The organism is Advenella kashmirensis W13003 (assembly GCF_000506985.1).
GTDB classification, from domain to species: domain Bacteria; phylum Pseudomonadota; class Gammaproteobacteria; order Burkholderiales; family Burkholderiaceae_B; genus Advenella; species Advenella kashmirensis_A.
Map to the genome: position 1 here is coordinate 1,972,908 of NZ_KI650979.1, position 23,731 is coordinate 1,996,638.

The window sequence follows — 23,731 nt, forward strand, 5'->3', positions numbered from 1 at the left end:
TCAGATGGTTACGTACAGGGGAACAACGGAACCTGAATGAGGGTCAGCGGACAGAGAAACGAAACCGGACGGATCCTCACCAACGAATTGCATGGCGCGATGCAGGACCTGCAAAGAAAAAGGGCATCGAAAGATGCCCTTTGTACGGTTGGCTCACTGTGTAATGCGCCGTGCTCGCTTTATGAGCCTTATGCCGCGAATGCGCCGCGCATTTTCTTGAGCGCAGCCGATTCAATCTGACGAATGCGTTCTGCCGAGACGCCGAATTCATCGGCCAGTTCGTGCAGCGTAGAACCGTTACCTTCGTCCTGCAACCAGCGCGCCTCGATAATCCGGCGAGAGCGCGGGTCCAGAACGGCCAGGGCATTGGAGACACCCGTACCCTGCATGTCATCGTGAGCACGTCGATCCAGCACCGTGCCCGGTTCCTGCTCGCCTTCGTCGGACAGATAGGAAATGGGCGCGAAAAAGTCATCGCTGTCGTCGTCTTGCGCTTCCAGCGACATATCGCGACCGGTCAGGCGCACTTCCATTTCGCTGACGTCTTCCGGGCGGACATTCAACTTGGAGGCAATGCCTTCAATATGCTCTGGCGTGAGCGTCTGACCATCGGGCCGCATGCTGCGCAGGTTGAAAAACAGCTTGCGTTGCGCTTTGGTTGTCGCAATTTTCACCAGCCGCCAGTTGCGGATGATGTATTCGTGAATTTCGGCCTTGATCCAGTGGACGGCAAAGGACACCAGCCGCACGCCACGGGTGACGTCGAACCGTTTGACCGCTTTCATGAGTCCGATATTGCCTTCCTGGATAAGGTCGGCATGAGGCAGACCATAGCCCAGGTATTGACGGGAAATGGATACGACCAGGCGCAAGTGAGACATGATCAGTTCGCGCGCTGCGTTCAGATCGCCTTTTTCCTGCAGGGTGGCACCCAGTTCCTGCTCACGTTCGGGCGTAAGCATGGGAATGCGGTTCACAGCACTGATGTAAGACTCGATTGTGCCCAGCGCGCCAGGATTGGAGATGGCGGTGGCGATCGAGTTTTGCAGCGTAAGCGCTTGATTAGACATAGTTTTGTATATCTCCTGAAGAGGAATATTCAAAGTACTTATATATTAGCACTCTCTGTCACCGAGTGCTAATATAGAGTGGCTATGAGCTAAAAAGTTCCGTTTCAAATGATTTTTGGCGGCTTGAAAAAGGCGAAGGCGGCCGGGGTTTCGGATGTCCTGCACCAAATCCGGCCGCCTTGCCGGCGCTTATTATTTTTGAAGCCGTTCAGCATGGAATCGCAGGTGATCCTCCATAAAGGTGGAAATAAAATAATACCCGTGGTCATAATGTTCGTGGCGACGCAGCGTAATCGGCTGTTCTGCCTTGGCGCAGGCCGCTTCCAGCAATTCGGGCAGCAGTTGCCCATCGGCCAGAAATTTGTCGGCCAGGCCCTGATCCACCAGAATGCCGTCAGGGAAGGGGGTTTTGGCCTTTTCCATGAGTTTGCTGGCGTCGTAGTTTTCCCAGGTGCTGCGATCCCTGCCGAGATAGCCGGTAAAGGCTTTTTCACCCCAGGGACAGTTGACGGGGGCGCTGATGGGCGCAAAAGCGGAGACGGATCGGAACAGTTCGGGATTTTTCAGCGCAATGGTCAGTGCACCATGCCCGCCCATGGAATGGCCAAAAATACCTGTGCGGCTTTGGTCGCCGCCAAATTCCGGGATAAACCCCAACAGTTCTTTGGTAATGTAGCTGTACATCCGGTAATGATCTTTCCAGCCGGGTTCGGTGGCATCCAGGTAAAATCCTGCGCCAGTGCCGAAATCCCAGCCCTCATCTTCGCCGGGCACGTTGGCGCCGCGCGGGCTGGTGTCGGGCGCGACCAGCAGCAGTCCCAGTTCGGCAGCCACGCGCTGGGCGCCCGCCTTGGTCATGAAGGTTTCTTCGGTGCAGGTCAGACCGGCCAGATAGATCAGGGCAGGAACAGGGCCGCGCGCGGCCTGGGGAGGGATGAATACCGAAAACTGCATGGGCAGACCGATCTCAGTGGAGGCATGCCGGTAAAAGCGTTGCGTGCCATCAAAGCAATGGTGTTCACTCAAAAGTTCGAATTTTTCGCTCATGGTATGCGTTGCTCCTCGTCGCGGATAGTTGTGTAAATTTGCCGAATACTTGTCAACGTTCTACCATAGCATTGTTTCAATCGTGGTTACAATATATGCAGAAAATCGCCGGTTGCCGTCGGTAGCGTCGGTTTGCTTCTCGCATCGTTTTTCACCCAATCTGAATGATATTTCATGGCCCGTTTACCCCGTCTTTACGCTCCAGGTATTCCGCAGCTGGTTCATGCACGGTTTCTTTTTCCGCTCTCTGAACGGGCGGCCTCCGGCGCCCTTGTTCTGGACGATCTGCAAAAATGGCTCCTGGACGGACTGGCCCGTCACGGGGTGATGCTGCACGCATGGACGTTGACCGACGAAGGCATGCTGCTGCTGGCCACGCCGAACGATGCGCAGGGGCTGTCCCGCCTGGTTCAGATGCTCGGACGCAATTTGGCGACCACTCTGCGCCGGGGGCCGGTATTCAGTGGACGCTACCGTTCCACGCTGGTCGAGCCCGGCACCTGGGTCATTCCGGCCATGATCTGGCTGGAGTCCTGGGTCGCCCGCGAGAAGGGAGCCAGCGACAGCGAAATATGGCCGTGGTCATCTGCCGGGTATCACACCGGCGCGTTCATGGGGTATTCACCGGCACTAAGTGACCATGCCGATTTCTGGTCGTCGGGAAATACCCCATTTGACCGGCAGGCGGCCTATAAATACCGTTTTACCGAAGGGTTGTCTGCAGGTCAATTGCAACAGATTGCACAGGCCTTGCATGGACAGTGGGCGTTGGGTTCCGCCGGGTTTGTCGATCAGCTGTGTCAGGTGGCCAGCCGTCGGCCTGTTCAGGGGCGGCGCGGTCGTCCGCGCAAATCTCCGCCGCCACAAACGCGTGCTGTTGGCGATGAGGCAGCCGATACCGGTGGCGGATAAATCGGCTATCGGATTGCGCAGTGAATTTTACAAAAATTTTACACTCTGTACTTTAGAGTTGCGTATACTGCTTCGTTCCTGGTGCTTCTGGATTTATTTTGAGATATCAACTGCTTGCGTTTGTTATTGCGCTGTTCCTCGTTTTTTTCGCGAGCCGCGTGATGTTGGTTCTATGGCAACGCAAGCGCGTTCTGGCGGCCGGCGGGACCGGCAGGGTATTTCTGGGCGGTTTGCGCATCGACCTGAATCAGATCGCCACTTATGTCGCTTTGCCCGCATTGCTGATGCCCTGGCTGGAAGACCAGCAGTGGTTCGTCAATGTGACGGCAGTCTGGTTTGGCCTGTGGTGGCTGGGTTGCGTATTCATGGAAATCTGCACGCCCCAGTTCATTGATGAATACGATACGCGCCCGAACCGTCTTTTTGTCGAGTACCTGAAGCATCCCAAAGAAGTGTCCGGCATGCTGTGGCGGGGCTACAAAAAAGTCCTGGCCCTGGGGCTGATTGTCTTTGCGGGCATGATCTATCTAGCGCTGCAGCTGTTTTCCGGGTATACCACGGCCCCATTGGGACCGTGGTGGCTGAGGCCTATTGAATCCCTGGTGTATGCGGCCATCTGCTTTCTGGCTATCCGTGGCACACTCAAAAAACGTCCCATCAATCCTTCTACTGTGGCGTTCGCAGGCGATGGCATGGTCAATAGCCTGGCGCTGAACTCCATGTACAGTTTGCAGTACGCCGTTTACGCCATGAAGTACGAAATGTCTGCCGAAGACGTCTATGGCAAAATGCCGGCAGCGCAGATGAATCAGATCGTCAACGAAGCGGCCGGCATCTCACCCGCAGAGGGCAATGGCAAACAGGCGGCAACCCTGCACAGGCAGCCGGCGACGCATGTTGCTGACAGGCCACTCAATATCGTGCTCATTGTCGAAGAAAGCCTGGGCGCGCAATATATACAGACCCTGGGCGGACAGTCGCTTACGCCGAACCTGGACGCTCTTTACGAGCAAGGTTGGGGTTTTACCCGCGCCTATGCCACCGGTACCCGTTCGGTACGCGGACTGGAGGCGCTTTCTGCCGGCTTTCCGCCCACCATTACCCAGTCGGTCTTCAAGCTGCCGGGCGCGCAAAGCGGTTTTTTCACGATTGCTGATGTCCTGGGGCAGCAGCACGGCTATCATTCCCGTTTCCTGTATGGCGGCGAAGCGCATTTCGATAATATGAAAGGTTTTTTCCTGGGAAATGGCTTTCGCGAAGTGATTGACGGTCCACAATTTAAAGACCCGAAATTTTTGGGCACGTGGGGCTATTCCGACGAGGATATGTTCAACCAGCTGGATCGCCTGCTCCAGGAAGACGGGGCGCGCAAGGAACCCGTGCTGACGCTGGCCTTCAGTGTCAGCAATCATTCTCCCTGGGAGTATCCGGAAGGGCGCATTCAGACTAGTGGCAATCCGGCGACGGTGGATAACACCGTTCGCTATGCCGACCATGCGCTGGGCGAGTTTTTCAAGATGGCCCGCACCCGCGATTACTGGAACAACACGGTATTTGTCGTTGTGGCCGATCACGATTCCCGGGTATTTGGCGCAGATTTGATTCCGTTGCGACATTTCCATATTCCTGCGGTCATCCTGGGCGGAACGATCGCTCCACGCCGCGATGACCGGCTGATCAGCCAGATTGACCTGGCGCCGACGCTGCTTTCGCTGGCGGGCGCCGCTTGCGAGCATCCGATGATCGGGCACGATCTGACCCGCCAGACGCCGGATCGGGCCATCATGCAATATGGGGACCGCTACGGTTATCTGCAGGGGGATCAACTGACTGTGCTGGAGCCTCACCTGGACCCACAGCAGTTCCGCTATCAGGCGCCGGAAACGTTTGAGCCCACGCCCACCGACGAGGCTATGATTCAGTGCGCGCGGGCCCATGCATTGTGGCCGTTCAGCGTCTACCGGGATAAAAGTTATACGGTGCCCAAACGAGGTTGAATACAACCCGGCACGGGGGGGCTACCTGGACAGGCCAGACCGGCCAACCGCGTATCCTGGCATTAGCTCAGAAAACGCATCTTGAACGACCGACCCTTGATGGGGCGCTGGCTCAGGCGAGTCAGCGTGTCGTCGGCAATCTTGCGATCAATGGCCACGAAAGCCACAAAATCAAAAAGCGTAATCTTGCCCACCTGATCGCCCCGCAATCCCAGGTCTTTGGTGAGTGCCCCCAGCAAGTCGCCGGCGCGTAACTTGTCTTTCTTGCCACCGCGCAGGCAAATCGTGCGCATGGGCGGGGTGAAGGCACCACGACCACGCGGCAGGCTGTTGATATCCAGCCATTCCAGCGGTTTACCCAGTGCCTGTTCAATTCTTTCTGCCCGGAATTTTTCCTTCGGCGTGCACAGGGTGAGCGCCAGCCCGCCCCGTCCGGCGACCCGGCCAGTGCGACCCACGCGATGAATATGCGTTTCGGCGTTAGGCGACATATCGACATTGATCACCGCGTCAAGCGTGGCAATATCCAGGCCGCGCGCCGCGACGTCGGTCGCCACCAGAACGGAACAGCTTTGGCCGATGAAATCGACCAGCACATCTTCCCGATCCCGCTGATCCATATCGCCATGCAGGGTGCGGGCTTCAATGCCGCGTTCGAGCAGTGATTCGGTGAGCGCTTCACACTGGGCCCGGGTATTGCAGAAGGCCAGCGTGGAGACCGGCCGATAGGCATTGAGCAGGGCGGCCGTGGTGTCGAAACGCGCTTCATCTTCAATCGAGACAAACCAGGATTCGGTTTCGGGGTGGTCGGGCTTATCGTCTATGCGCACGTGCACCGGATCCATCAGAAAGCCTTCGCTGGCTTTGATAATGGCGGGAGGGAAGGTCGCCGAAAACAGCAGGCTCTGGCGCTTGAGCGGACAGGCCTGGGTAATGGCACTGATATCTTCGTAAAATCCCATATCGATCATGCGGTCGGCTTCATCCAGCACCAGGACCTTGACGGCAGACAGCCTGAGGATATCGCGGTCTACCAGATCGAGCACCCGACCAGGCGTGCCTACAACAATATGTGCACCATGCTGGAGCGATTCTGCCTGCGGTTTGACGGCCGTGCCCCCATATAGTGCAAGCACCTTGATATTGCCCAGCGCCCGCGCCAGTTTGCGCACTTCCTGGGCAACCTGCTCGGCCAGCTCCCGGGTGGGGCACAAGACCAGCCCCTGGCACCCGAAATAGGCCGGATTCAGGCGTTGCAGCAGACCCAGGGCAAAGGCCAGGGTTTTGCCGCTGCCGGTTTTTGCCTGAGCCAGGACATCCCGCCCTTCGAGCACGACCGGCAGGCTGGCCGCCTGTATGGGCGTCATGGACTGGAAACCGAGTTCGGCCAGATTGTTCTGCTGGGCATCGGAAAGGGGGAGTGAGGCAAAAGACATAGTGACCTGGAGCGGTGAGCGAATGGCAAAAAGGGCTTGCCTTTCTGGCTGGGCGCAATTGGAAAAGCGCAATGAAATCGAAGACTTGTATTGTACCTGATGAACGGATTCCGTTGATCTGTCCCTAATTAATAATGACCCAAAATAGTGCGCTATTTATTAGGGTACGTCCCTTATTATTTTTCTTGCCACGCCTGAGTAATCGCAGTATTCTGTCTCCTCCCTTATTGCGCTGCACGATGGGTTTTTGCTTCGGCGTGCCTGATTGCCCTTTCCTGCGCTTTTTACGCAGCATTCTGCGGAGTTTCCTATGTCAGTTCATTCACCTTCTTCTGTTGGCCAGGTGTCGGTTATCGATGCCTCTGCGATTGGTCACCAACCGCATCGTCTGCCCAAGGCTCAGGGCATGTACGACCCGGCCAACGAACACGACGCCTGTGGTGTCGGTTTTGTGGCCAATATCAAGGGCCGCAAAAGCCATGCCATCGTCCAGCAGGGTCTGAAAATTCTTGAGAATCTGGATCACCGCGGCGCGGTGGGCGCAGATAAGCTCATGGGCGACGGCGCAGGCATTCTGATCCAGATTCCCGATACCTTGTATCGCGAGGAAATGGCCAAACAGGGTGTGACGCTGCCCGCCGAAGGCGAATATGGCGTAGCCATGGTGTTTTTGCCCAAGGAAACCGCCTCCCGGCTGGCCTGTGAGAAAGAGCTTGAGCGCGCCGTGCGCGATGAAGGCCAGGTGCTGCTCGGCTGGCGCGACGTGCCGATTGACCACGACATGGAAATGTCGCCCACTGTGCGCGACTGTGAACCGCTGATCCGCCAGCTGTTTATCGGCCGCGGCCCCGACGTGATGGTGCCCGATGCGCTGGAGCGCAAGCTCTACGTGATCCGCAAGACGGCCAGCCACGCGATCCAGAATATGCATCTGGCCCACGGGCAGGAATATTTCGTGCCGTCCGCCTCTGTGCGCACGGTGGTCTACAAAGGCCTGCTGCTGGCTAACCAGGTGGGCATATATTACCGCGATCTGGCCGATACGCGCGCCGTTTCTGCTCTGGCGCTGGTGCACCAGCGGTTTTCCACCAACACCTTCCCGGCCTGGCCGCTGGCCCATCCGTATCGCATGATCGCGCATAACGGCGAAATCAATACCGTCAAAGGCAATTTCAACTGGCTGCGCGCCCGCGAAGGCATGATGGAATCGGCTGTGCTGGGCGAGGATCTGAAAAAACTCTATCCTATTGTTTACGAAGGCCAGTCTGATACCGCGACGTTTGACAACTGCCTGGAGCTGCTGGTCACATCCGGTTATTCGCTGTCCCATGCGATGATGATGATGATTCCCGAAGCCTGGGAACAGCACGCTACCATGGATGAAAACCGTCGCGCCTTCTACGAATACAATGCAGCCCGCATGGAACCCTGGGATGGCCCGGCAGCCGTCGCGTTCACCGATGGCCGCCAGATCGGCGCCACCCTGGACCGCAACGGCCTGCGCCCTGCACGCTATCTGATTACCGATGACGACATGGTGATTCTGGCTTCTGAAGCCGGCACGCTGACGGTTCCGGAAAACCGGATCGTGAAAAAGTGGCGCCTGCAGCCCGGTCGCATGCTGTTGATCGACCTTGAGCAGGGCCGCATTATTGATGACGACGAAATCAAGTCGCAGTTGTCCAATAATCGCCCCTATGGCCAGTGGATCAAACGTCTGCGCGTCAAGCTGGACGATATCCGCATTCACGAGAAGAACCACCCGCAAGCGGCCGGCGCGCCGGCTGCGCTGCTGGATCGCCAGCAGGCATTCGGATGGAATCAGGAAGATCTCAAATTCATCATCCAGCCCATGGCCAAAAACGGTGAAGAAGCCATCGGCTCCATGGGTAACGACACGCCGCTGGCGGTGCTGTCGTCGCGTTCCAAATCGTTCTACAACTACTTCCGCCAGCTGTTTGCCCAGGTCACCAACCCGCCTATTGATCCGATTCGTGAGCAACTGGTGATGTCGCTGGTGTCTTTTATTGGTCCCAAACCCAATCTGCTGGACATCAACAATGTGAACCCGCCGCAGCGGATCGAAGTCTCGCAGCCCATTCTGGATTTTGCCGGCATGAGCGTGTTGCGCGATATCGAGAAATACACCGATAACAAGTTCCGCAGCGTCGAGCTGGATATTACCTATCCGGCTGCCTGGGGCAGCGAAGGCATCGAGGCCTGTGTGGCCGCACTGTGCTCCAGTGCTGCTGACGCCGTGCGCAGCGGGCTCAATATTCTGATTTTGTCCGACCGCAATATGGACAGCGAACGGGTGGCCATTCCTGCCTTGCTGGCCACCTCCGCCGTGCACCAGCATTTGATACGCGAAGGGTTGCGTACCGCGACCGGCCTGGTCGTGGAAACCGGTTCGGCGCGCGAAGTGCACCATTTTGCCCTGCTGGGCGGTTTCGGTGCCGAAGCCATTTATCCGAATCTGGTCATGGAAACTCTGGCTGGGTTTCCCGAGCCGGAGAAGGCCGTCAAAAACTATGTGAAGGCGGTGGGCAAGGGGCTGAACAAGGTCATGTCCAAAATGGGCATTTCCACCTATATGTCCTACACGGGTGCGCAGATTTTTGAAGCGGTGGGCCTGCAGTCGGCGCTGGTCAAAAAATATTTTTCCGGCACGCCCAGCAAAATCGAAGGCATGGATATTTTCCAGGTTGCCGAAGAAGCACTGCGCCTGCATCACGCCGCATACAGCGAGGACCCTGTCCTGAAAAACGCGCTGGATGCCGGAGGCGAATACGAATACCGGATTCGTGGCGAAGAGCATATGTGGACGCCCGATTCCATTGCCAAGCTGCAGCACTCTACCCGTGCCAATAATTACCGCACGTATAAGGAATATGCCCAGCTGATCAATGACCAGTCGCGTCGGCATATGACCTTCCGCGGCCTGTTTGAGTTCCGGGTCGACCCGTCCAAAGCAATTGCACTGGAAGAAGTCGAACCGGCCAAAGAGATCGTCAAGCGCTTTGCCACGGGCGCCATGTCGCTGGGCTCCATCTCCACCGAAGCGCATTCGGTGCTGGCAGTGGCCATGAACCGTATTGGTGGTAAATCCAATACGGGCGAGGGTGGTGAAGACGAGCTGCGCTACCGCAATGAGTTGCGCAATGGCACAAGCGGCATCAAGAAAGGCGATACCCTGGCGTCTGTCCTGGGTGCCGATCGTATCGAAGCCGATGTGCCGCTGCTGGCGGGCGATTCGCTGCGTTCCAAAATCAAGCAGGTGGCCTCCGGTCGTTTCGGCGTGAGCGCAGAATACCTCTCCAGTGCCGATCAGATTCAGATCAAAATGGCGCAGGGCGCCAAGCCGGGCGAGGGCGGTCAGTTGCCTGGTCACAAAGTGTCCGAATACATTGCCAAACTGCGCTACTCCGTGCCGGGCGTGGGCCTTATTTCGCCACCGCCGCATCACGACATTTATTCGATTGAGGATCTGGCCCAACTGATTCATGACCTGAAAAACGTCAATCCATCGGCGTCCATTTCCACCAAGCTGGTATCTGAAGTCGGCGTGGGCACGGTGGCGGCCGGGGTTGCCAAGGCTAAATCGGATCACATCGTCATTGCCGGCCATGACGGCGGAACAGGTGCATCCCCTATTTCTTCCATCAAGCATGCCGGCACCTCATGGGAGCTGGGTCTGTCCGAAACCCAGCAGACACTGGTGCTGAACAAACTGCGCAGCCGCGTGCGGGTACAGGCCGACGGCCAGATGAAAACAGGCCGGGACGTGGTAATCGGCGCGCTGCTGGGTGCCGACGAGTTCGGTTTTGCGACCGCACCGCTGGTCGTAGAAGGCTGCATCATGATGCGTAAATGCCACCTGAATACCTGCCCGGTCGGCGTGGCCACCCAGGATCCTGTGTTGCGCAAAAAATTCCAGGGCAAGCCTGAGCATGTGGTCAACTTCTTCTTTTTCATTGCCGAAGAAGTGCGCGAAATCATGGCGCAACTGGGCATTCGCAAATTCGACGACCTGATTGGCCGCTCTGACTTGCTCGATATGCGCGCCGGACTTGAGCACTGGAAAGCGCGTGGCCTGGATTTTGGCAATATTTTCCATCAGCCCAATGTGGAAACATCGCCACGTCATACCGAAGAGCAGGATCATGGCCTGGACAAGGCGCTGGATAACCAGTTGCTGGAGCGCAGTCGCGCCGCGCTGGAGCGTGCCGAAAAAGTCTCCTTCATCGTGCCGGTACGCAACCGCAACCGCACCGTGGGTTCCATGCTTTCAGGCGCTGTCGCACGAAAATATGGCCATGAGGGCTTGCCTGATGACACCATTCATATTCAGTTCAATGGCACGGCTGGCCAGAGCTTTGGCGCGTTCCTGGCACACGGCATCACGTTCGATCTGGTGGGCGAAGGCAACGATTATGTCGGCAAGGGCCTGTCCGGCGGCCGCATCATCGTGCGCTCGCCCAATGATTTCCGTGGTTTCGGACCCGATCATATTATTGCGGGCAACACCCTGTTGTATGGCGCGCTCTCGGGCGATGCCTATTTCAATGGCGTGGTCGGCGAGCGGTTTGCGGTGCGCAACTCCGGCGCTGCGACTGTTGTAGAAGGCACGGGCGATCATGGTTGTGAATACATGACGGGCGGCACGGTCGTGGTGCTGGGGCAGACGGGTCGCAACTTCGCGGCCGGTATGTCCGGTGGTGTGGCCTATGTCTGGGACCCTGAAGGCACTTTCAAGTCCAGCTGCAATATGGCCATGGTCGAGCTGAGCGACATCGTGTCACATGAAGAGCAGGTTCGGGAAAATCTGCAGGCAAGCTGGCATAGCCCTCAACGCGGGCAGGAGCGTCAGACCGACGAATCTATTGTACGCACCCTGGTGGAAAATCATTTCCGCCTGACCGGCAGCTTCCGGGCACGTGACTTGCTCGGGGACTGGGACAAGGCGCGCAAGCAATTTGTCAAGGTGATGCCGACCGACTATAAACGTGCGCTGGCAGAAATCTGGCAGTCAGAACAAACCGCCCGCAAGGCAGCTTAAGGAACGAACTATCATGGGTAAAATTACCGGTTTTATCGAATTCGAGCGGGTTGCCGAATCATACGAGGCGCCTGGCGCGCGTCTGAAGCACTATAAGGAATTTGTTCTGGCGCTGGACGACAAACAGGCCAAGGTCCAGGGCGCCCGATGCATGGACTGTGGCATCCCGTTCTGCAATACGGGCTGTCCGGTCAACAATATTATTCCCGACTGGAATGATCTCGTGTACCGCCAGGAATGGAGGCAGGCGCTGGATGTCCTGCATTCGACCAACAACTTCCCCGAGTTTACCGGGCGTATCTGTCCGGCGCCGTGCGAGGAAGCCTGTACTCTCAATATCAACAACGATCCGGTCGGCATCAAATCCATTGAACATGCCATCATTGACAAAGGTTGGGAGCAAGGCTGGGTCGTGCCCGAACCGCCGCTGCGAAAAAGCGGTAAAAAGGTGGCGATTATCGGTTCCGGTCCGGCCGGCCTGGCTGCTGCGCAACAGTTGGCACGCGTGGGTCACAGTGTGACCGTATTTGAAAAGAGCAATCGCATCGGCGGCCTGTTGCGTTACGGTATCCCGGATTTCAAACTGGATAAAAACCTGATCGAACGTCGTGTGTCCCAGATGGAGGCAGAAGGCGTTGAATTTCAGGCGTCTACCTATGTCGGCGCGACGGGTGCGGTGACCGAAGACGGGCTCAATGTGGTCACGACCGAGCAGTTGCATGAGCAGTTCGACGCGGTCGTGATGGCCGGCGGCTCCGAGACGCCACGCGATCTGCCTGTGCCCGGGCGCGAGCTGGCCGGGGTTCATTTTGCGATGGATTTTCTGCGCCAGCAGAATAAACGCAACGCGGGCGACCGCATCAGCAACCAGATCTCGGCTGCCGGCAAGCACGTTATCGTGATTGGCGGGGGCGATACGGGGTCGGACTGTGTCGGAACCAGTAACCGTCAGGGGGCAGCGTCCGTCACGCAGATCGAGCTTATGCCCCGCCCGCCGGAGCATGAGAACAAGGCGCTGACCTGGCCTTACTGGCCGGCCAAGCTGCGTACCTCGTCTTCTCACCAGGAAGGTTGCGAGCGCGATTGGGCCATTACCACCAAATGCTTTAAGGGTGAAAAAGGCAAGGTTAAAAAGCTGGTGTGCACGCGGGTCGAATGGATCAAGGACGACACCACCGGGCAGATGAAAATGCAGGAAGTCGAGGGCTCGGAATTCGAGCTGAAGGCGGATCTGGTATTTCTGGCCATGGGGTTTGTCTCGCCGGTGGCGGCGGTACTGGAGGCGCTGGGCGTAGAGAAAGACCAGCGCGGCAATGTCAGGGCCAATGTCGAGAACTATCGCACCTCGGTAGACAAAGTGTTCGCAGCTGGGGATATGCGGCGCGGTCAATCTCTGGTAGTCTGGGCGATTCGCGAAGGTCGTCAGTGCGCCCGCGCGGTCGATGAGTTCCTGATGGGAGCGTCGCTGCTGCCGCGCTAGTTTCTATACCGCCTGCGTTTTGCAGTTGTTACGCTGCATTACGCAAAACAGGCGGTTCAAGTCGATCGTCTGTGCGAAAGAGCCTGTTTGCAAGCTGCGGCAGGCGCTTTCGCATTTTTGCATTTGTTTTTTCAACAACTCCGCCTAAACAGATACAATAGGGTCTCTTTTTCAAGAAATTTCTTTGATGACAGTAGAGTCACGTCACTCCTCCCCGCCGGTCATCCGGTTTGCGGATGTCACCCTCGGTTACGATACACGCGTCATTTTGCGGGATCTCAGTCTCGAAGTATATAAAGGCGAAGTCGTTGCGTTAATTGGTGGCTCCGGTTCCGGTAAAACCACCCTGTTGCGTGCCGCGACGGGGCAAATTCGCGCCCAAAAGGGGACCGTCACGGTCTTCGATCAGGATGTCAACCGCATGACGCCCCAGCAACTGGGGGCGGTGCGTCGACGTATGGGTGTGCTGTTTCAACAGGGCGCCTTGTTTACCGACCTGAGCGTTTTTGATAACGTGGCTTTTCCCCTGCGTGAATTGAGTCACGACAGCGAAGCGGTGATTCTGGACAAAGTGCTGGACAAGCTGGACCAGGTCGGCCTGAAGCGCGCCGCACACCTGAGTGTGTCGGAGATTTCCGGCGGCATGGCCCGTCGTGTCGCATTAGCCCGGGCAATTGTGCTGGAGCCCGAGATTATTTTGTTCGATGAGCCTTTTGCCGGGCTGGATCCTATTTCCCTGGGCATGACGGCCCGTCTGATTCGACGTCTGACCGATAAACTGGGTTGCGCTACTGTTCTGATTACCCACGACCTTGAAGAATCTTTTCTGATTGCCGACCAGGTCTATATGGTCGGCGACGGCAGCTTGGTGGTATCGGGTACGCCTGAGCAGGTGCGGCAAACCGACAATACGCTGGCGCGACAGTTTCTCAAGGGTGCCTCCAGCGGGCCGGTGGTGTTCGAATATCCGCCGTCGGCGGACTTTGACCGCTGGCTGAGTCGTCATCGCGGAGGTTTGGAATGATCGTCCGATTCATTACCGCGCTGGGATCGCGTATTACCGGGCCGATTCTGACGCTTGGTATTTTTTTCCGGTTTTTCATGGCTGTGCTGGCACGCACCAGCGTGGTCTTCAAGCGCCCCCGGCTGGTGATTGAGCAGATCCACTTCATCGGCAATTATTCGCTGATTATTATTGCCGTGTCCGGTTTGTTTGTAGGCTTTGTCCTGGGCCTGCAGGGCTATTACACCCTGACCCGGTATGGGTCGGAAGAGGCGCTGGGCGTGATGGTCGCGCTTGGTCTGGTGCGCGAACTGGGACCGGTGGTCACGGCCCTCTTGTTTGCGGGCCGGGCGGGGACCTCCATTACGGCGGAAATCGGCCTGATGAAGGCGGGCGAGCAGATTGCCGCGATTGAAGTGATGGGCATTAACCCGCTGCGACGTATTGTTGTGCCCCGTTTCTGGGGTGGTGTGATCGCCATGCCGATTCTCGCCCTGATTTTTTCGGCGGTTGGCATTATCGGCGGCTGGCTGGTCGCAGTTGTGCTGATTGGCGTGGACGGCGGCTCCTTCTGGTCGCAGATGCAAAGCGCGGTCGATATCCGCAATGATATTTTGGCGGGCTTTATCAAAAGCGTCGTATTCGGCCTGGCAGTGATGCTCGTTTCAGTTTATGAGGGCTGGATGTCGCGCCCGACGCCCGAAGGGGTGGCGCGGGCCACCACAAGTACGGTCGTGGTCAGTTCGCTGTTAGTGCTGGCGCTCGATTTCCTGCTCACCGCAGTGATGTTCGGTGGATAGTCGCAATCGGCGGCGTGTACACGATAAAGGTTGAATTCAAATGAGTAAGAAAACAGATTTTCTGGTTGGGTTGTTCGTATTGCTGGGTATCGTAGCGGCCATTTTCATGATGCTGCAGGCCGGTAACCTCAAGACATTCTCCATCGGGCAAACGTACCACGTGAGCGCCAAATTTGAAAATATCGGCGCGCTCAAGGTGCGTTCGCCCGTTAAAAGCAACGGGGTCGTGGTGGGACGCGTTGTGAGCATCGCCTTTGATAATAAAGAGTTCAAGGCTCTGGTGGGCATGGATATCGAAGAGGGCTATGTGTTTCCTGAAGACAGTTCGGCATCGATCATGACCTCCGGCTTGCTGGGCGAACAGTATGTGGGTCTCACCCCCGGCGCGGATGAGAAAAATCTGGCTGACAACAGTGAAATTACGTATACGCAAAGCGCGGTGGTGCTGGAAGAGCTGATCAGCAAATTCCTGTTTTCCAAGGCCGAGTCTGAAGGCTCGGCCGGACCGGGCGCCAGTGATCCGGGGCAGTCGCAGAATGCGCCGCCGCTGACGCCACCGTCATCTGCGCCTGCACCCGTGCAATGACACTGGATTTACTGGTATAGTTGAACGAAAGCAAGAGTTGGGCGGCATGGAGTCGCGTGCCAAAAGCACAAGGGGTCTTTTGTCGTGCCCGTCAAAATAAAATATTGAGTCTCGTATGAAACAAACACAAATGCGTCTGGTCGGCCTGGGCTCTGTGCTGGCGTTGCTTGCCGGGTGTGCATCCGTCAAAAATCCCACTCCGGAAGATCCGCTGGAAAGCTACAACCGTAGCATGTTCGCGTTCAATGACGCGGTCGACCGCAACCTGCTGACGCCTGTCGCCAAGGGCTACCAGGCTGTGGTGCCCAGCCCGGTACGAACCTGCGTCACCAATATTTTCAACAATTTCGGTGATATCTGGTCAGGCGTGAACAGTTTCCTGCAGGGGCGTGGCCTGGATTCGGTCAACACCTTTGGCCGGGTGCTGTTCAATACCACCATGGGTCTGGGCGGATGTATCGACGTGGCATCCATGAAAGGGGCGCCGCGCATTCAGAATGATTTCGGCACCACCCTTGGCGTATGGGGCGTTGGTCAGGGTCCTTACTTTGTCCTGCCGCTGCTGGGGCCGTCCACCATCCGCGATACCGCAGGTACGATCGGCGACGGCTTTGGCAGCGCTGCGGTCTATGCCTCTCCGGGCGCTATTAATGATGTGCCTGTACGCAATACCGTCTGGGGCATCAGTTTTGTCAATACGCGCGCCAATCTGCTCAATGCCAGCGATCTGCTGGATGATGTGGCACTGGATCGCTACAGTTTCCTGCGTGATGCATATTTGCAACGTCGCCAGGCGCAATTGAATCAAAAATTGGGACCGGTTGTGCTGGATGCGCCGGATGATCAGAAACAGGGTGGCGGCAATCTGCCGGTCTACGATGATCCCGAAGCCGGCGGTACGGCTGGCGGTAATGGCGCCCGCCCTGCAGCCAACCCTAATCTGCCGGTCTATGATGATCCGGAAGCGCCGGCCGCTGATACGTCGGGCCAGACCAGCGCTATGCCTGCGTCAGGCGCCGTCAGTCCGTCCGGGCAGGGTCGCGCCAGTACGCCAGCCGCCCCGGCAGCGGACCCGTCCCTGCCGGTGTATACGGACCCTGAAGCCAAATAAATGCGTACGCGCTACAACAGCCTGAAACCGGATTGATCACCCATTCCTTTCAGGCTGTTTCATTCGGCAGGTTCTTTTACTCTTGCTGACATTTCCCGTGTATTCTCGGAAATACAATGAGTCCATTGGGCAGAAACGGGGGCGTCCGCACTGCCGCGTTACAGATCAGAAAGAAGGAGATCACGTATGAAATTCGCAGGTATTCTCAAGACCAGCCAGGTTGCCATAATGGCCGGCTTCCTTTCGGCTGGTGCCATGCAGGCTGCGGTAGCTGCCCAGGACCCGAATCAGTTCGTCGAAAAAATTGCCAACGACACCTTGCAGGCCGTCAACCAGAACAATGCAGCCAAAAGTGGTGATATCGGCGCCATTAACGGTATTGTGACCCAGTACCTGATGCCGCACATCAATATGGAAAAAACCACCCGCCTGGCCGTCGGTCAGCCCTGGCGCCAGGCGACACCAGAGCAGCGCTCCGCCCTGGTCAACGGTTTCAAGCAGACGCTGCTGCGCACATATAGCGGTGCGTTCCGCAATGTGACGCCCAGCACGACCATCACCATGCAGCCATTCCGTGGCAACGCCAATGCCAGCGATGTGGTTGTGCGCTCCACCATTACGGCCGGCCAGGGTCCGGTTTCTGTGGACTACCGCCTGGAAAAATCCGGCAACGGCTGGAAGATCTACGATCTGAACGTGGAAAATATCTGGCTGATCCAGAATTACCGCAACCAGTTTGCCGGACAGATTTCGCAAGGCGGTATTGATGGGCTGATCAAAGCACTCAATCGCTGATTGCACAGGTGTTTGGGCTATAATCAAATGCTTGCTTCATTGGTGAAGCAAGCATTTTTTTATATTCATGTCAGCCGTCCACGTCCAACATCTCTCCAAAGTCTATCACAGTGCCCACAGCGCCGGCTGGCGGCGTTTTCTGCCATCGCGGGCCCCTGCAGCGCGCGAGCCGTTCCGGGCGCTCAACGATGTCAGTTTCACCGTGCAGGAAGGCGAGTTCTTCGGCCTGCTCGGTCCCAACGGCGCCGGCAAGACTACACTGATTTCCCTGCTGGCCGGGTTGTCTCGGCCTACCCAGGGCACAGCCAGTATTTGCGGTTTCGATGTCGCTACCCAGTACAAAGAGGCGCGCCGTTCGCTGGGCGTTGTGCCGCAGGAACTGGTCTACGACCCGTTTTTCACGGTCCGTGAGACCCTCAGAATTCAATCGGGTTACTTCGGTATTCACCGTAACGACGACTGGATCGACGAAATTCTGTTCAATCTGGGCCTGTCCGATAAGGCCGACGCCAATATGCGGGCCCTGTCCGGCGGTATGAAACGCCGGGTACTGGTGGCCCAGGCGCTGGTGCATCGGCCGCCCGTCATCATTCTGGACGAACCCACTGCGGGCGTTGATGTAGACTTGCGTCGCAGCTTGTGGGACTTTATTGTGCGCCTGAACAAAAGCGGCCACACGATCATGCTGACGACCCACTATCTGGAAGAGGCCGAGGCCCTGTGCAACCGGATCGCGCTGCTCAAGCGCGGCCAGATTATCGCCCTGGATACCACGCAGGCGCTTATGGCCCGCGTAGGCGGACAGGACCTGGAAGAGGCATTTGTGCACATCATGCACAATGGCCTGCAGGAGGTTGCTGCATAATGAACGCCCTGCAAAAAGACATCAAATTCGGTTCGGGCTTTCCGACCCTGCTGTACAAGGAACTGTTGCGCTTCTGGAAGGTCGCTGCCCAGACGGTGGCTGCGCCCGTCATCACGGCCATGCTGTACCTGCTCGTCTTTGCGCATGTGCTGGAAGATCGCGTCAGAATGTACGATGCGGTTCCGTACACCGCGTTTCTGATTCCGGGGCTCATGATGATGAGCATGCTGCAGAACGCGTTCGCCAATCCCTCGTCGTCACTCATACAAAGCCGCATCACCGGTAATCTGGTGTTTGTATTGCTGCCGCCCCTGTCCCATTACGAATTTTTTGCGGCCTATGTGATTGCCGCCGTGCTGCGAGGCTTGTGCGTCGGATTGGGTATCTGGATCGTGGCCTCGTTTTTCGTGCCCATGTGGCCGGCCAGTGTGCTGTGGGTGCTGGTATTCGCGGTGCTGTCCTGTTGCATCCTGGCGGTGCTGGGCATTATTGCCGGTCTGTGGTCGGAAAAGTTCGACCAGCTGGCGGCCTTCCAGAATTTCCTGATCATGCCCGCTACGTTTTTGTCTGGCGTGTTCTACTCCATTCATTCATTGCCGGCTTTCTGGCAATCGGTCTCGCATTGGAACCCCGTTTTCTATATGATTGACGGATTCCGTTACGGCTTTTTCGAAGTATCGGATGTCTCGCCCTGGCACAGTGTTGCCGTGGTTGCGGCGTTTTTTGTGTTGCTCTCTGCCTGTGCCCTGCGGTTGCTGTCGCGGGGATATAAACTCCGGACATAACTATGTTACCTACTCCTCAACAGATTCAGGACTATATCGAATCGCACCTGCCTTGTGAGCATATCGAAGTAAGCGGCGACGGCTCGCATTTCGAGGCGCTGATTGTCAGCGCCGCGTTCGAAGGCAAACGCCTGATTGCCCGGCATCAGGTGGTTTACGCGGCGCTGGGCGACCGGATGAAAGAGGAAATTCACGCGCTTTCCATGAAGACACTGACACCCGACGAGTACCGCAAGCATGGATAAACTGAAAATCATCGGCGGGCGCCGCCTGAACGGGGAGATTACCGTGTCAGGCGCCAAGAATGCGGCATTGCCGATTCTGTGCGCCGCACTGCTGACCAGCGATCCGGTGACCCTGCGCAATGTCCCGCAACTGAATGACATCAGCACTACGCTGCGCCTGCTTGCCGACCTGGGTGTCAAAACCCGGCAGGAAGAGGGCGGCGTTGTCCATTTGCAGGCGGATCAGATCACCAATCTGGAAGCGTCCTATGAACTGGTCAAGACCATGAGGGCGTCCATTCTTGTGCTGGGACCGTTGCTGACCCGCTTCGGTCAGGCCAAGGTCAGTCTGCCGGGCGGATGCTCCATTGGACAGCGGCCGGTGGATCAGCATATCAAGGGTCTGACGGCGCTGGGCGCAGAGATCACGGTGGAACATGGGTTTGTCGTGGCCAATGCCACGCGCCTGCAGGGAGCGCCCATTGTGACCGATATGGTGACGGTAGGCGGAACCGAACAGTTCCTGATGGCTGCGGCGCTGGCCAAGGGACAGACGGTGCTGGAAAATGCCGCCCGCGAACCCGAGGTGGTGGATCTGGCCGAAATGCTGATTTCCATGGGCGCCCGCATATCCGGTCATGGCACGGATCGTATTATTATCGATGGTGTGGACAGCCTGCATGGTACCGATTACACGGTGGTGCCGGATCGGATCGAAGCCGGTTCTTTCCTGTGCGCTGTGGGCGCCACGGGCGGCGACATCATGCTGCGTAATGCGGCACCTGATACCATGGGCGCCACCCTCGACAAACTGATCGATGCCGGCCTGACGATCGAGACCGGCGCCGACTGGATCCGCGCCTCCATGCAGGGTCGGCCCCGGGCAGTGGGTTTCCGGACCCGCGAATACCCCGGATTTCCGACAGACATGCAGGCTCAGCTGCTGGCCATGAATACTGTTGCCGAAGGCACGGCCGTCGTTGCAGAAAATATCTTCGAAAACCGCTACATGCACGTTCCCGAATTAATGCGGATGGGCGCCGATATCGAACTTGACGGCCATACGGCGGTCGTCAACGGCGTCGAGCAACTGATGGGTGCCCAGGTCATGGCGACCGACTTGCGGGCCTCGGCCAGCCTTGTCATTGCCGGCCTGGCGGCCAAGGGCGAAACACTCATCGACCGGATCTATCATCTGGATCGCGGTTACGAAAAAATGGAAGACAAGCTGCAGGCGGTCGGCGCCGATATTCAGCGACTGCGGAGCTGATACATATGACACAGACGACTCAATTGACGATGGCCCTGTCCAAGGGGCGTATTTTTGAAGAAACGCTGCCGCTGCTGGAGCAGGCCGGCATCGTCGTGACCGAGCATCCAGAACAGTCGCGCAAGCTCATTTTGCCCACCAGCCGCGATGATTTGCGGATCCTGATCGTGCGCGCATCGGATGTGCCTACGTATGTCCAATACGGGGCGGCTGATTTCGGTATCGCCGGCAAGGATGTGCTGTACGAATATGGCAAGGAGCATCCCGGCGGCCTCTATCAGCCTATCGATCTGAATATCGCCCGCTGTCGTCTGGCCGTGGCGGTTCGCGATGGTTTTGATTACGAAGCCGCCGTGCGCCAGGGCGCGCGTTTGCGCGTGGCGACCAAGTACGTCAATGTGGCGCGCGAGCATTTTGCCCGCAAGGGTGTCTATGTTGATATCATTAAGCTTTATGGCTCCATGGAGCTGGCACCGCTGGTGGGGCTGGCCGATGCCATCGTCGATGTGGTTTCAACCGGCGGTACCCTGCGTGCCAATGGCCTGGTACCGGTCGAAGACGTGATGCCTGTGTCTTCCCGGCTGATTGTCAACCAGGCAGCACTCAAGACGCGTGCCGCTGTACTGCAACCCATCCTGGATGCCTTTGAGCGTGCGACGCCCACGCAGGAATAAATTCACACCATGAAACCTGTCATTAACCGACTGGACGCCCGCGACGACGGGTTCCCCGCGACGCTGCGCCGGCTGCTGGCCTTCGAGGCCGGCGAGGATGCGCATATTGAGCAGGCTGTGGCCGGGATTCTGCAGAACGTGCGCGAGCGCGGCGATGCGGCCGTACTTGAATACACCGCCGAATTTGATCGTTTGCAGGCGGCCACCATGCAGGACCTGGAGATCACGCCTGACGAATGCGCGGCTGCGCTGTCGGCATTGGAGCCTGCACGCCGCACTGCCCTGGAGGCCGCCGCCCATCGCGTGCGCATCTACCATGAGCGGCAGCGTACCGAATCCTGGCAATACGAAGAGGCTGACGGCACAGTGCTGGGTCAGAAAATCACCCCCATGGATCGCGTGGGCCTGTACGTGCCGGGCGGCAAGGCGGCCTATCCGTCGTCCGTGCTGATGAACGCGATTCCGGCCAAAGTGGCTGGCGTGGCCGAAGTCATCATGGTGACACCCACGCCCGACGGCGTACGCAATCCTTTGGTACTGGCCGCTGCGGCTGTCGCCGGTGTTGATCGCGTGGTGGCGATCGGTGGCGCGCAGGCGGTGGGTGCGCTGGCCTATGGCACTGAGAGCATCGCCGCCGTCGATAAAATTGTCGGGCCTGGCAATGCCTATGTGGCTGCGGCCAAGCGCAGGGTCTTCGGTACGGTCGGTATCGATATGGTGGCCGGCCCCAGTGAAATTCTGATCATCTGTGATGGCTCAACGCCAGCCGACTGGATTGCCATGGACCTGTTTTCACAGGCCGAACACGACGAACTGGCCCAGGCTATTCTGCTGTGTCCCGATGCGGATTTTCTGGAGCAGGTACAAGCCTCGATCGAGCGCCTGCTGCCGACCATGCCGCGCGCCGACATTCTCAGAAAGAGTCTGGCCGATCGCGGTGCGCTGATCCATGTACGTGATCTGGATGAAGCGGTCGCCATTGCCAACGATATTGCACCCGAGCATCTGGAAATTTCAACTGAAAACGCCTCCGAACTGGCTGCGCAAATCCGGCATGCCGGGGCGATTTTCCTGGGGCGTTTTTCCTCCGAGGCACTGGGTGACTATTGCGCCGGGCCCAATCATGTGCTGCCGACGGCGCGCACGGCCCGTTTTTCCTCACCGCTTGGTGTTTACGATTTTCAGAAACGCAGCAGTATTATCCAGGTGTCCCGTGCAGGAGCGATTACACTAGGGGCGATTGCTGCCGAACTGGCGGATGGCGAAGGCCTTCCGGCGCACGCACAAAGTGCGCGTTACCGCCTGAACTCCAAGACCTGACAACGAGCTATGCGAACCGCTGACATTACCCGAAATACCAACGAAACCCGTATTGCGGTTTCCCTGAACCTGGATGGCACTGGCAAACAGTCCATTGATACCGGTGTACCGTTTCTGGACCATATGATTGACCAGATTGCGCGTCACGGCCTGATTGATCTTGATGTCAAATGTGATGGCGACGTGCACATTGATGACCATCATACGGTGGAAGATGTAGGCATCGCGCTGGGGCAGGCCATCGCCAAGGCCGTCGGCGACAAAAAGGGCATTACCCGCTACGGGCATTCCTATGTCCCGCTGGACGAAGCCCTGTCGCGCGTCGTCATTGATTTTTCCGGTCGTCCCGGCCTGGAATATCATATCCCATTTACGCGTTCACATGTCGGGCGTTTTGACGTAGATCTGACCCAGGAGTTTTTCCAGGGATTCGTCAACCATGCGCTGGTCACACTGCATATCGATAATTTACGTGGCACCAATTCGCACCACCAGGCCGAAACGGTTTTCAAGGCCTTCGGACGGGCGTTGCGCATGGCGCTTACCCTTGATCCACGCAGCGAAGGCATGATTCCTTCTACCAAAGGCGTGCTGTAATGCCTGGAATGCGTTTATGAGCAGCAAAATTGCCATTGTCGATTACGGAATGGGGAATCTGCATTCGGTAGAACGTGCATTGCGTCATGCGGCCGGCGAGGCCGATGTTTATCTGGCTTCCGATGTCGCGGCAATTGAAAAAGCCGACCGTATCGTTTTCCCCGGCCAGGGCGCGATGCCCGATTGCATGCGCAATCTGCAGCGCTCGGGTCTGCTGGAGGCGGTGCTGCGCGCCGCAGACAGCAAACCTCTGCTGGGCGTGTGCGTGGGCGAACAGATGCTGATGCAGCGCAGTGAAGAAGGCGATGTGCCGTGCCTGGGTATTTTCCCTGGCACGGTGCGCAAATTTGCCGGTCCGCAATTTGCCGTGAACCTGCAGGAGCAGTCCGATACGGCGATGGCCGTTGTGCAGCACGAGGCGCGACCACTCAAAGTGCCACATATGGGCTGGAGCCGCGTCAAGCAGGCCCGGCCGCACGCGTTATGGGAGGGTATTCCCGATAATGCGTATTTTTATTTCGTGCATAGTTACTATGTGGAGCCGATGGACGCGACGTTGTCGGTCGGGGAAACCCTGTACGGCGTCAACTTTACCTGTGCGGTTGCGCGCGAAAATATCTTTGCGGTACAGTTTCATCCGGAGAAAAGTGCTGAAATCGGCTTGCGTCTTTACCGGAATTTTGTAAACTGGAATATCTGA

Annotated in this window: 20 protein-coding genes; 17 read left to right on the top strand and 3 right to left on the bottom strand. The window is 57.6% G+C overall.

Annotated features, from left to right (window positions below; all coding sequences use genetic code 11):
* Positions 1 to 188: 188 nt before the first annotated feature.
* Together rpoH and fghA are read right to left on the bottom strand one after the other, a co-directional pair.
* Positions 189 to 1,070, bottom strand: coding sequence for an RNA polymerase sigma factor RpoH (rpoH, locus tag W822_RS32970; protein ID WP_024004887.1), 882 nt, complete (start codon positions 1,068 to 1,070; stop codon positions 189 to 191).
* 192 nt (positions 1,071 to 1,262) lie between these two features.
* Positions 1,263 to 2,117, bottom strand: a complete 855-nt coding sequence (fghA, locus tag W822_RS32975) for an S-formylglutathione hydrolase (protein ID WP_024004888.1) — start codon at positions 2,115 to 2,117, stop codon at positions 1,263 to 1,265.
* A 174-nt stretch (positions 2,118 to 2,291) separates the two neighbouring features.
* On the opposite strand from fghA, the gene W822_RS32980 reads away from it, so the two are divergent.
* Together W822_RS32980 and W822_RS32985 are read left to right on the top strand one after the other, a co-directional pair.
* Positions 2,292 to 3,029: a hypothetical protein gene (locus W822_RS32980; RefSeq protein WP_024004890.1), complete on the top strand. Its 738-nt coding sequence runs from the start codon at positions 2,292 to 2,294 to the stop codon at positions 3,027 to 3,029.
* Positions 3,030 to 3,127: 98 nt separating this feature from the next.
* Positions 3,128 to 5,026, top strand: coding sequence for an LTA synthase family protein (locus W822_RS32985; protein WP_024004891.1), 1,899 nt, complete (start codon positions 3,128 to 3,130; stop codon positions 5,024 to 5,026).
* Between the two features lie 62 nt (positions 5,027 to 5,088).
* Here W822_RS32985 and dbpA read toward each other — a convergent pair whose 3' ends face one another.
* The gene (gene dbpA, locus W822_RS32990; protein WP_024004892.1) at positions 5,089 to 6,462 is read right to left on the bottom strand and encodes an ATP-dependent RNA helicase DbpA; all 1,374 of its coding nucleotides are present in this window, start codon (positions 6,460 to 6,462) and stop codon (positions 5,089 to 5,091) included.
* A 310-nt stretch (positions 6,463 to 6,772) separates the two neighbouring features.
* Between dbpA and W822_RS32995 the strand changes: the two genes are divergently transcribed.
* The 15 genes from W822_RS32995 to hisH all read left to right on the top strand — a co-directional run bounded on the left by W822_RS32995 (position 6,773) and on the right by hisH (position 23,731).
* Entirely contained in the window at positions 6,773 to 11,521 is a 4,749-nt protein-coding gene (locus W822_RS32995) for a glutamate synthase-related protein (RefSeq protein WP_024004894.1), read from the top strand.
* A 13-nt stretch (positions 11,522 to 11,534) separates the two neighbouring features.
* The gene (locus W822_RS33000; RefSeq protein WP_024004895.1) at positions 11,535 to 13,001 is read left to right on the top strand and encodes a glutamate synthase subunit beta; all 1,467 of its coding nucleotides are present in this window, start codon (positions 11,535 to 11,537) and stop codon (positions 12,999 to 13,001) included.
* Between the two features lie 187 nt (positions 13,002 to 13,188).
* Positions 13,189 to 14,025: an ABC transporter ATP-binding protein gene (locus tag W822_RS33005; RefSeq protein ID WP_024004897.1), complete on the top strand. Its 837-nt coding sequence runs from the start codon at positions 13,189 to 13,191 to the stop codon at positions 14,023 to 14,025.
* Positions 14,022 to 14,804, top strand: coding sequence for a lipid asymmetry maintenance ABC transporter permease subunit MlaE (mlaE, locus tag W822_RS33010; protein WP_031242564.1), 783 nt, complete (start codon positions 14,022 to 14,024; stop codon positions 14,802 to 14,804). The genes W822_RS33005 and mlaE overlap by 4 nt, the downstream gene beginning before the upstream one ends.
* Before the next feature lie 40 nt (positions 14,805 to 14,844).
* Positions 14,845 to 15,390: an outer membrane lipid asymmetry maintenance protein MlaD gene (gene mlaD, locus W822_RS33015; RefSeq protein WP_024004899.1), complete on the top strand. Its 546-nt coding sequence runs from the start codon at positions 14,845 to 14,847 to the stop codon at positions 15,388 to 15,390.
* Positions 15,391 to 15,505: 115 nt separating this feature from the next.
* Entirely contained in the window at positions 15,506 to 16,501 is a 996-nt protein-coding gene (locus W822_RS33020; protein ID WP_024004900.1) for an MlaA family lipoprotein, read from the top strand.
* 186 nt (positions 16,502 to 16,687) lie between these two features.
* The gene (locus W822_RS33025; protein ID WP_024004901.1) at positions 16,688 to 17,296 is read left to right on the top strand and encodes an MlaC/ttg2D family ABC transporter substrate-binding protein; all 609 of its coding nucleotides are present in this window, start codon (positions 16,688 to 16,690) and stop codon (positions 17,294 to 17,296) included.
* A 67-nt stretch (positions 17,297 to 17,363) separates the two neighbouring features.
* On the top strand, positions 17,364 to 18,161 hold the full coding sequence (locus W822_RS33030; protein ID WP_024004902.1) for an ABC transporter ATP-binding protein: 798 nt from the start codon (positions 17,364 to 17,366) through the stop codon (positions 18,159 to 18,161).
* Positions 18,161 to 18,946, top strand: coding sequence for an ABC transporter permease (locus W822_RS33035; protein WP_031242565.1), 786 nt, complete (start codon positions 18,161 to 18,163; stop codon positions 18,944 to 18,946). Before W822_RS33030 ends, W822_RS33035 begins: the two co-directional genes overlap by 1 nt.
* Positions 18,947 to 18,948: 2 nt before the next feature.
* The gene (locus W822_RS33040) at positions 18,949 to 19,191 is read left to right on the top strand and encodes a BolA family protein (RefSeq protein ID WP_024004904.1); all 243 of its coding nucleotides are present in this window, start codon (positions 18,949 to 18,951) and stop codon (positions 19,189 to 19,191) included.
* Complete coding sequence (gene murA / locus W822_RS33045) at positions 19,184 to 20,440, top strand: UDP-N-acetylglucosamine 1-carboxyvinyltransferase (protein WP_024004905.1); 1,257 nt, start codon at positions 19,184 to 19,186, stop codon at positions 20,438 to 20,440. Before W822_RS33040 ends, murA begins: the two co-directional genes overlap by 8 nt.
* A 5-nt stretch (positions 20,441 to 20,445) precedes the next feature.
* Positions 20,446 to 21,114 carry an ATP phosphoribosyltransferase gene (gene hisG, locus W822_RS33050; protein ID WP_024004906.1) on the top strand — a complete coding sequence of 223 codons (669 nt, stop codon included), beginning with the start codon at positions 20,446 to 20,448 and terminating at the stop codon, positions 21,112 to 21,114.
* Positions 21,115 to 21,123: 9 nt separating this feature from the next.
* Positions 21,124 to 22,434 (top strand): histidinol dehydrogenase, encoded by a 1,311-nt coding sequence (gene hisD, locus W822_RS33055; RefSeq protein ID WP_024004907.1) that lies wholly within the window; start codon positions 21,124 to 21,126, stop codon positions 22,432 to 22,434.
* A 9-nt stretch (positions 22,435 to 22,443) separates the two neighbouring features.
* Entirely contained in the window at positions 22,444 to 23,031 is a 588-nt protein-coding gene (gene hisB / locus W822_RS33060; RefSeq protein WP_024004908.1) for an imidazoleglycerol-phosphate dehydratase HisB, read from the top strand.
* Between the two features lie 16 nt (positions 23,032 to 23,047).
* A complete protein-coding gene (hisH, locus tag W822_RS33065; RefSeq protein ID WP_024004909.1) occupies positions 23,048 to 23,731 on the top strand; it encodes an imidazole glycerol phosphate synthase subunit HisH in 684 nt (227 codons plus the stop codon).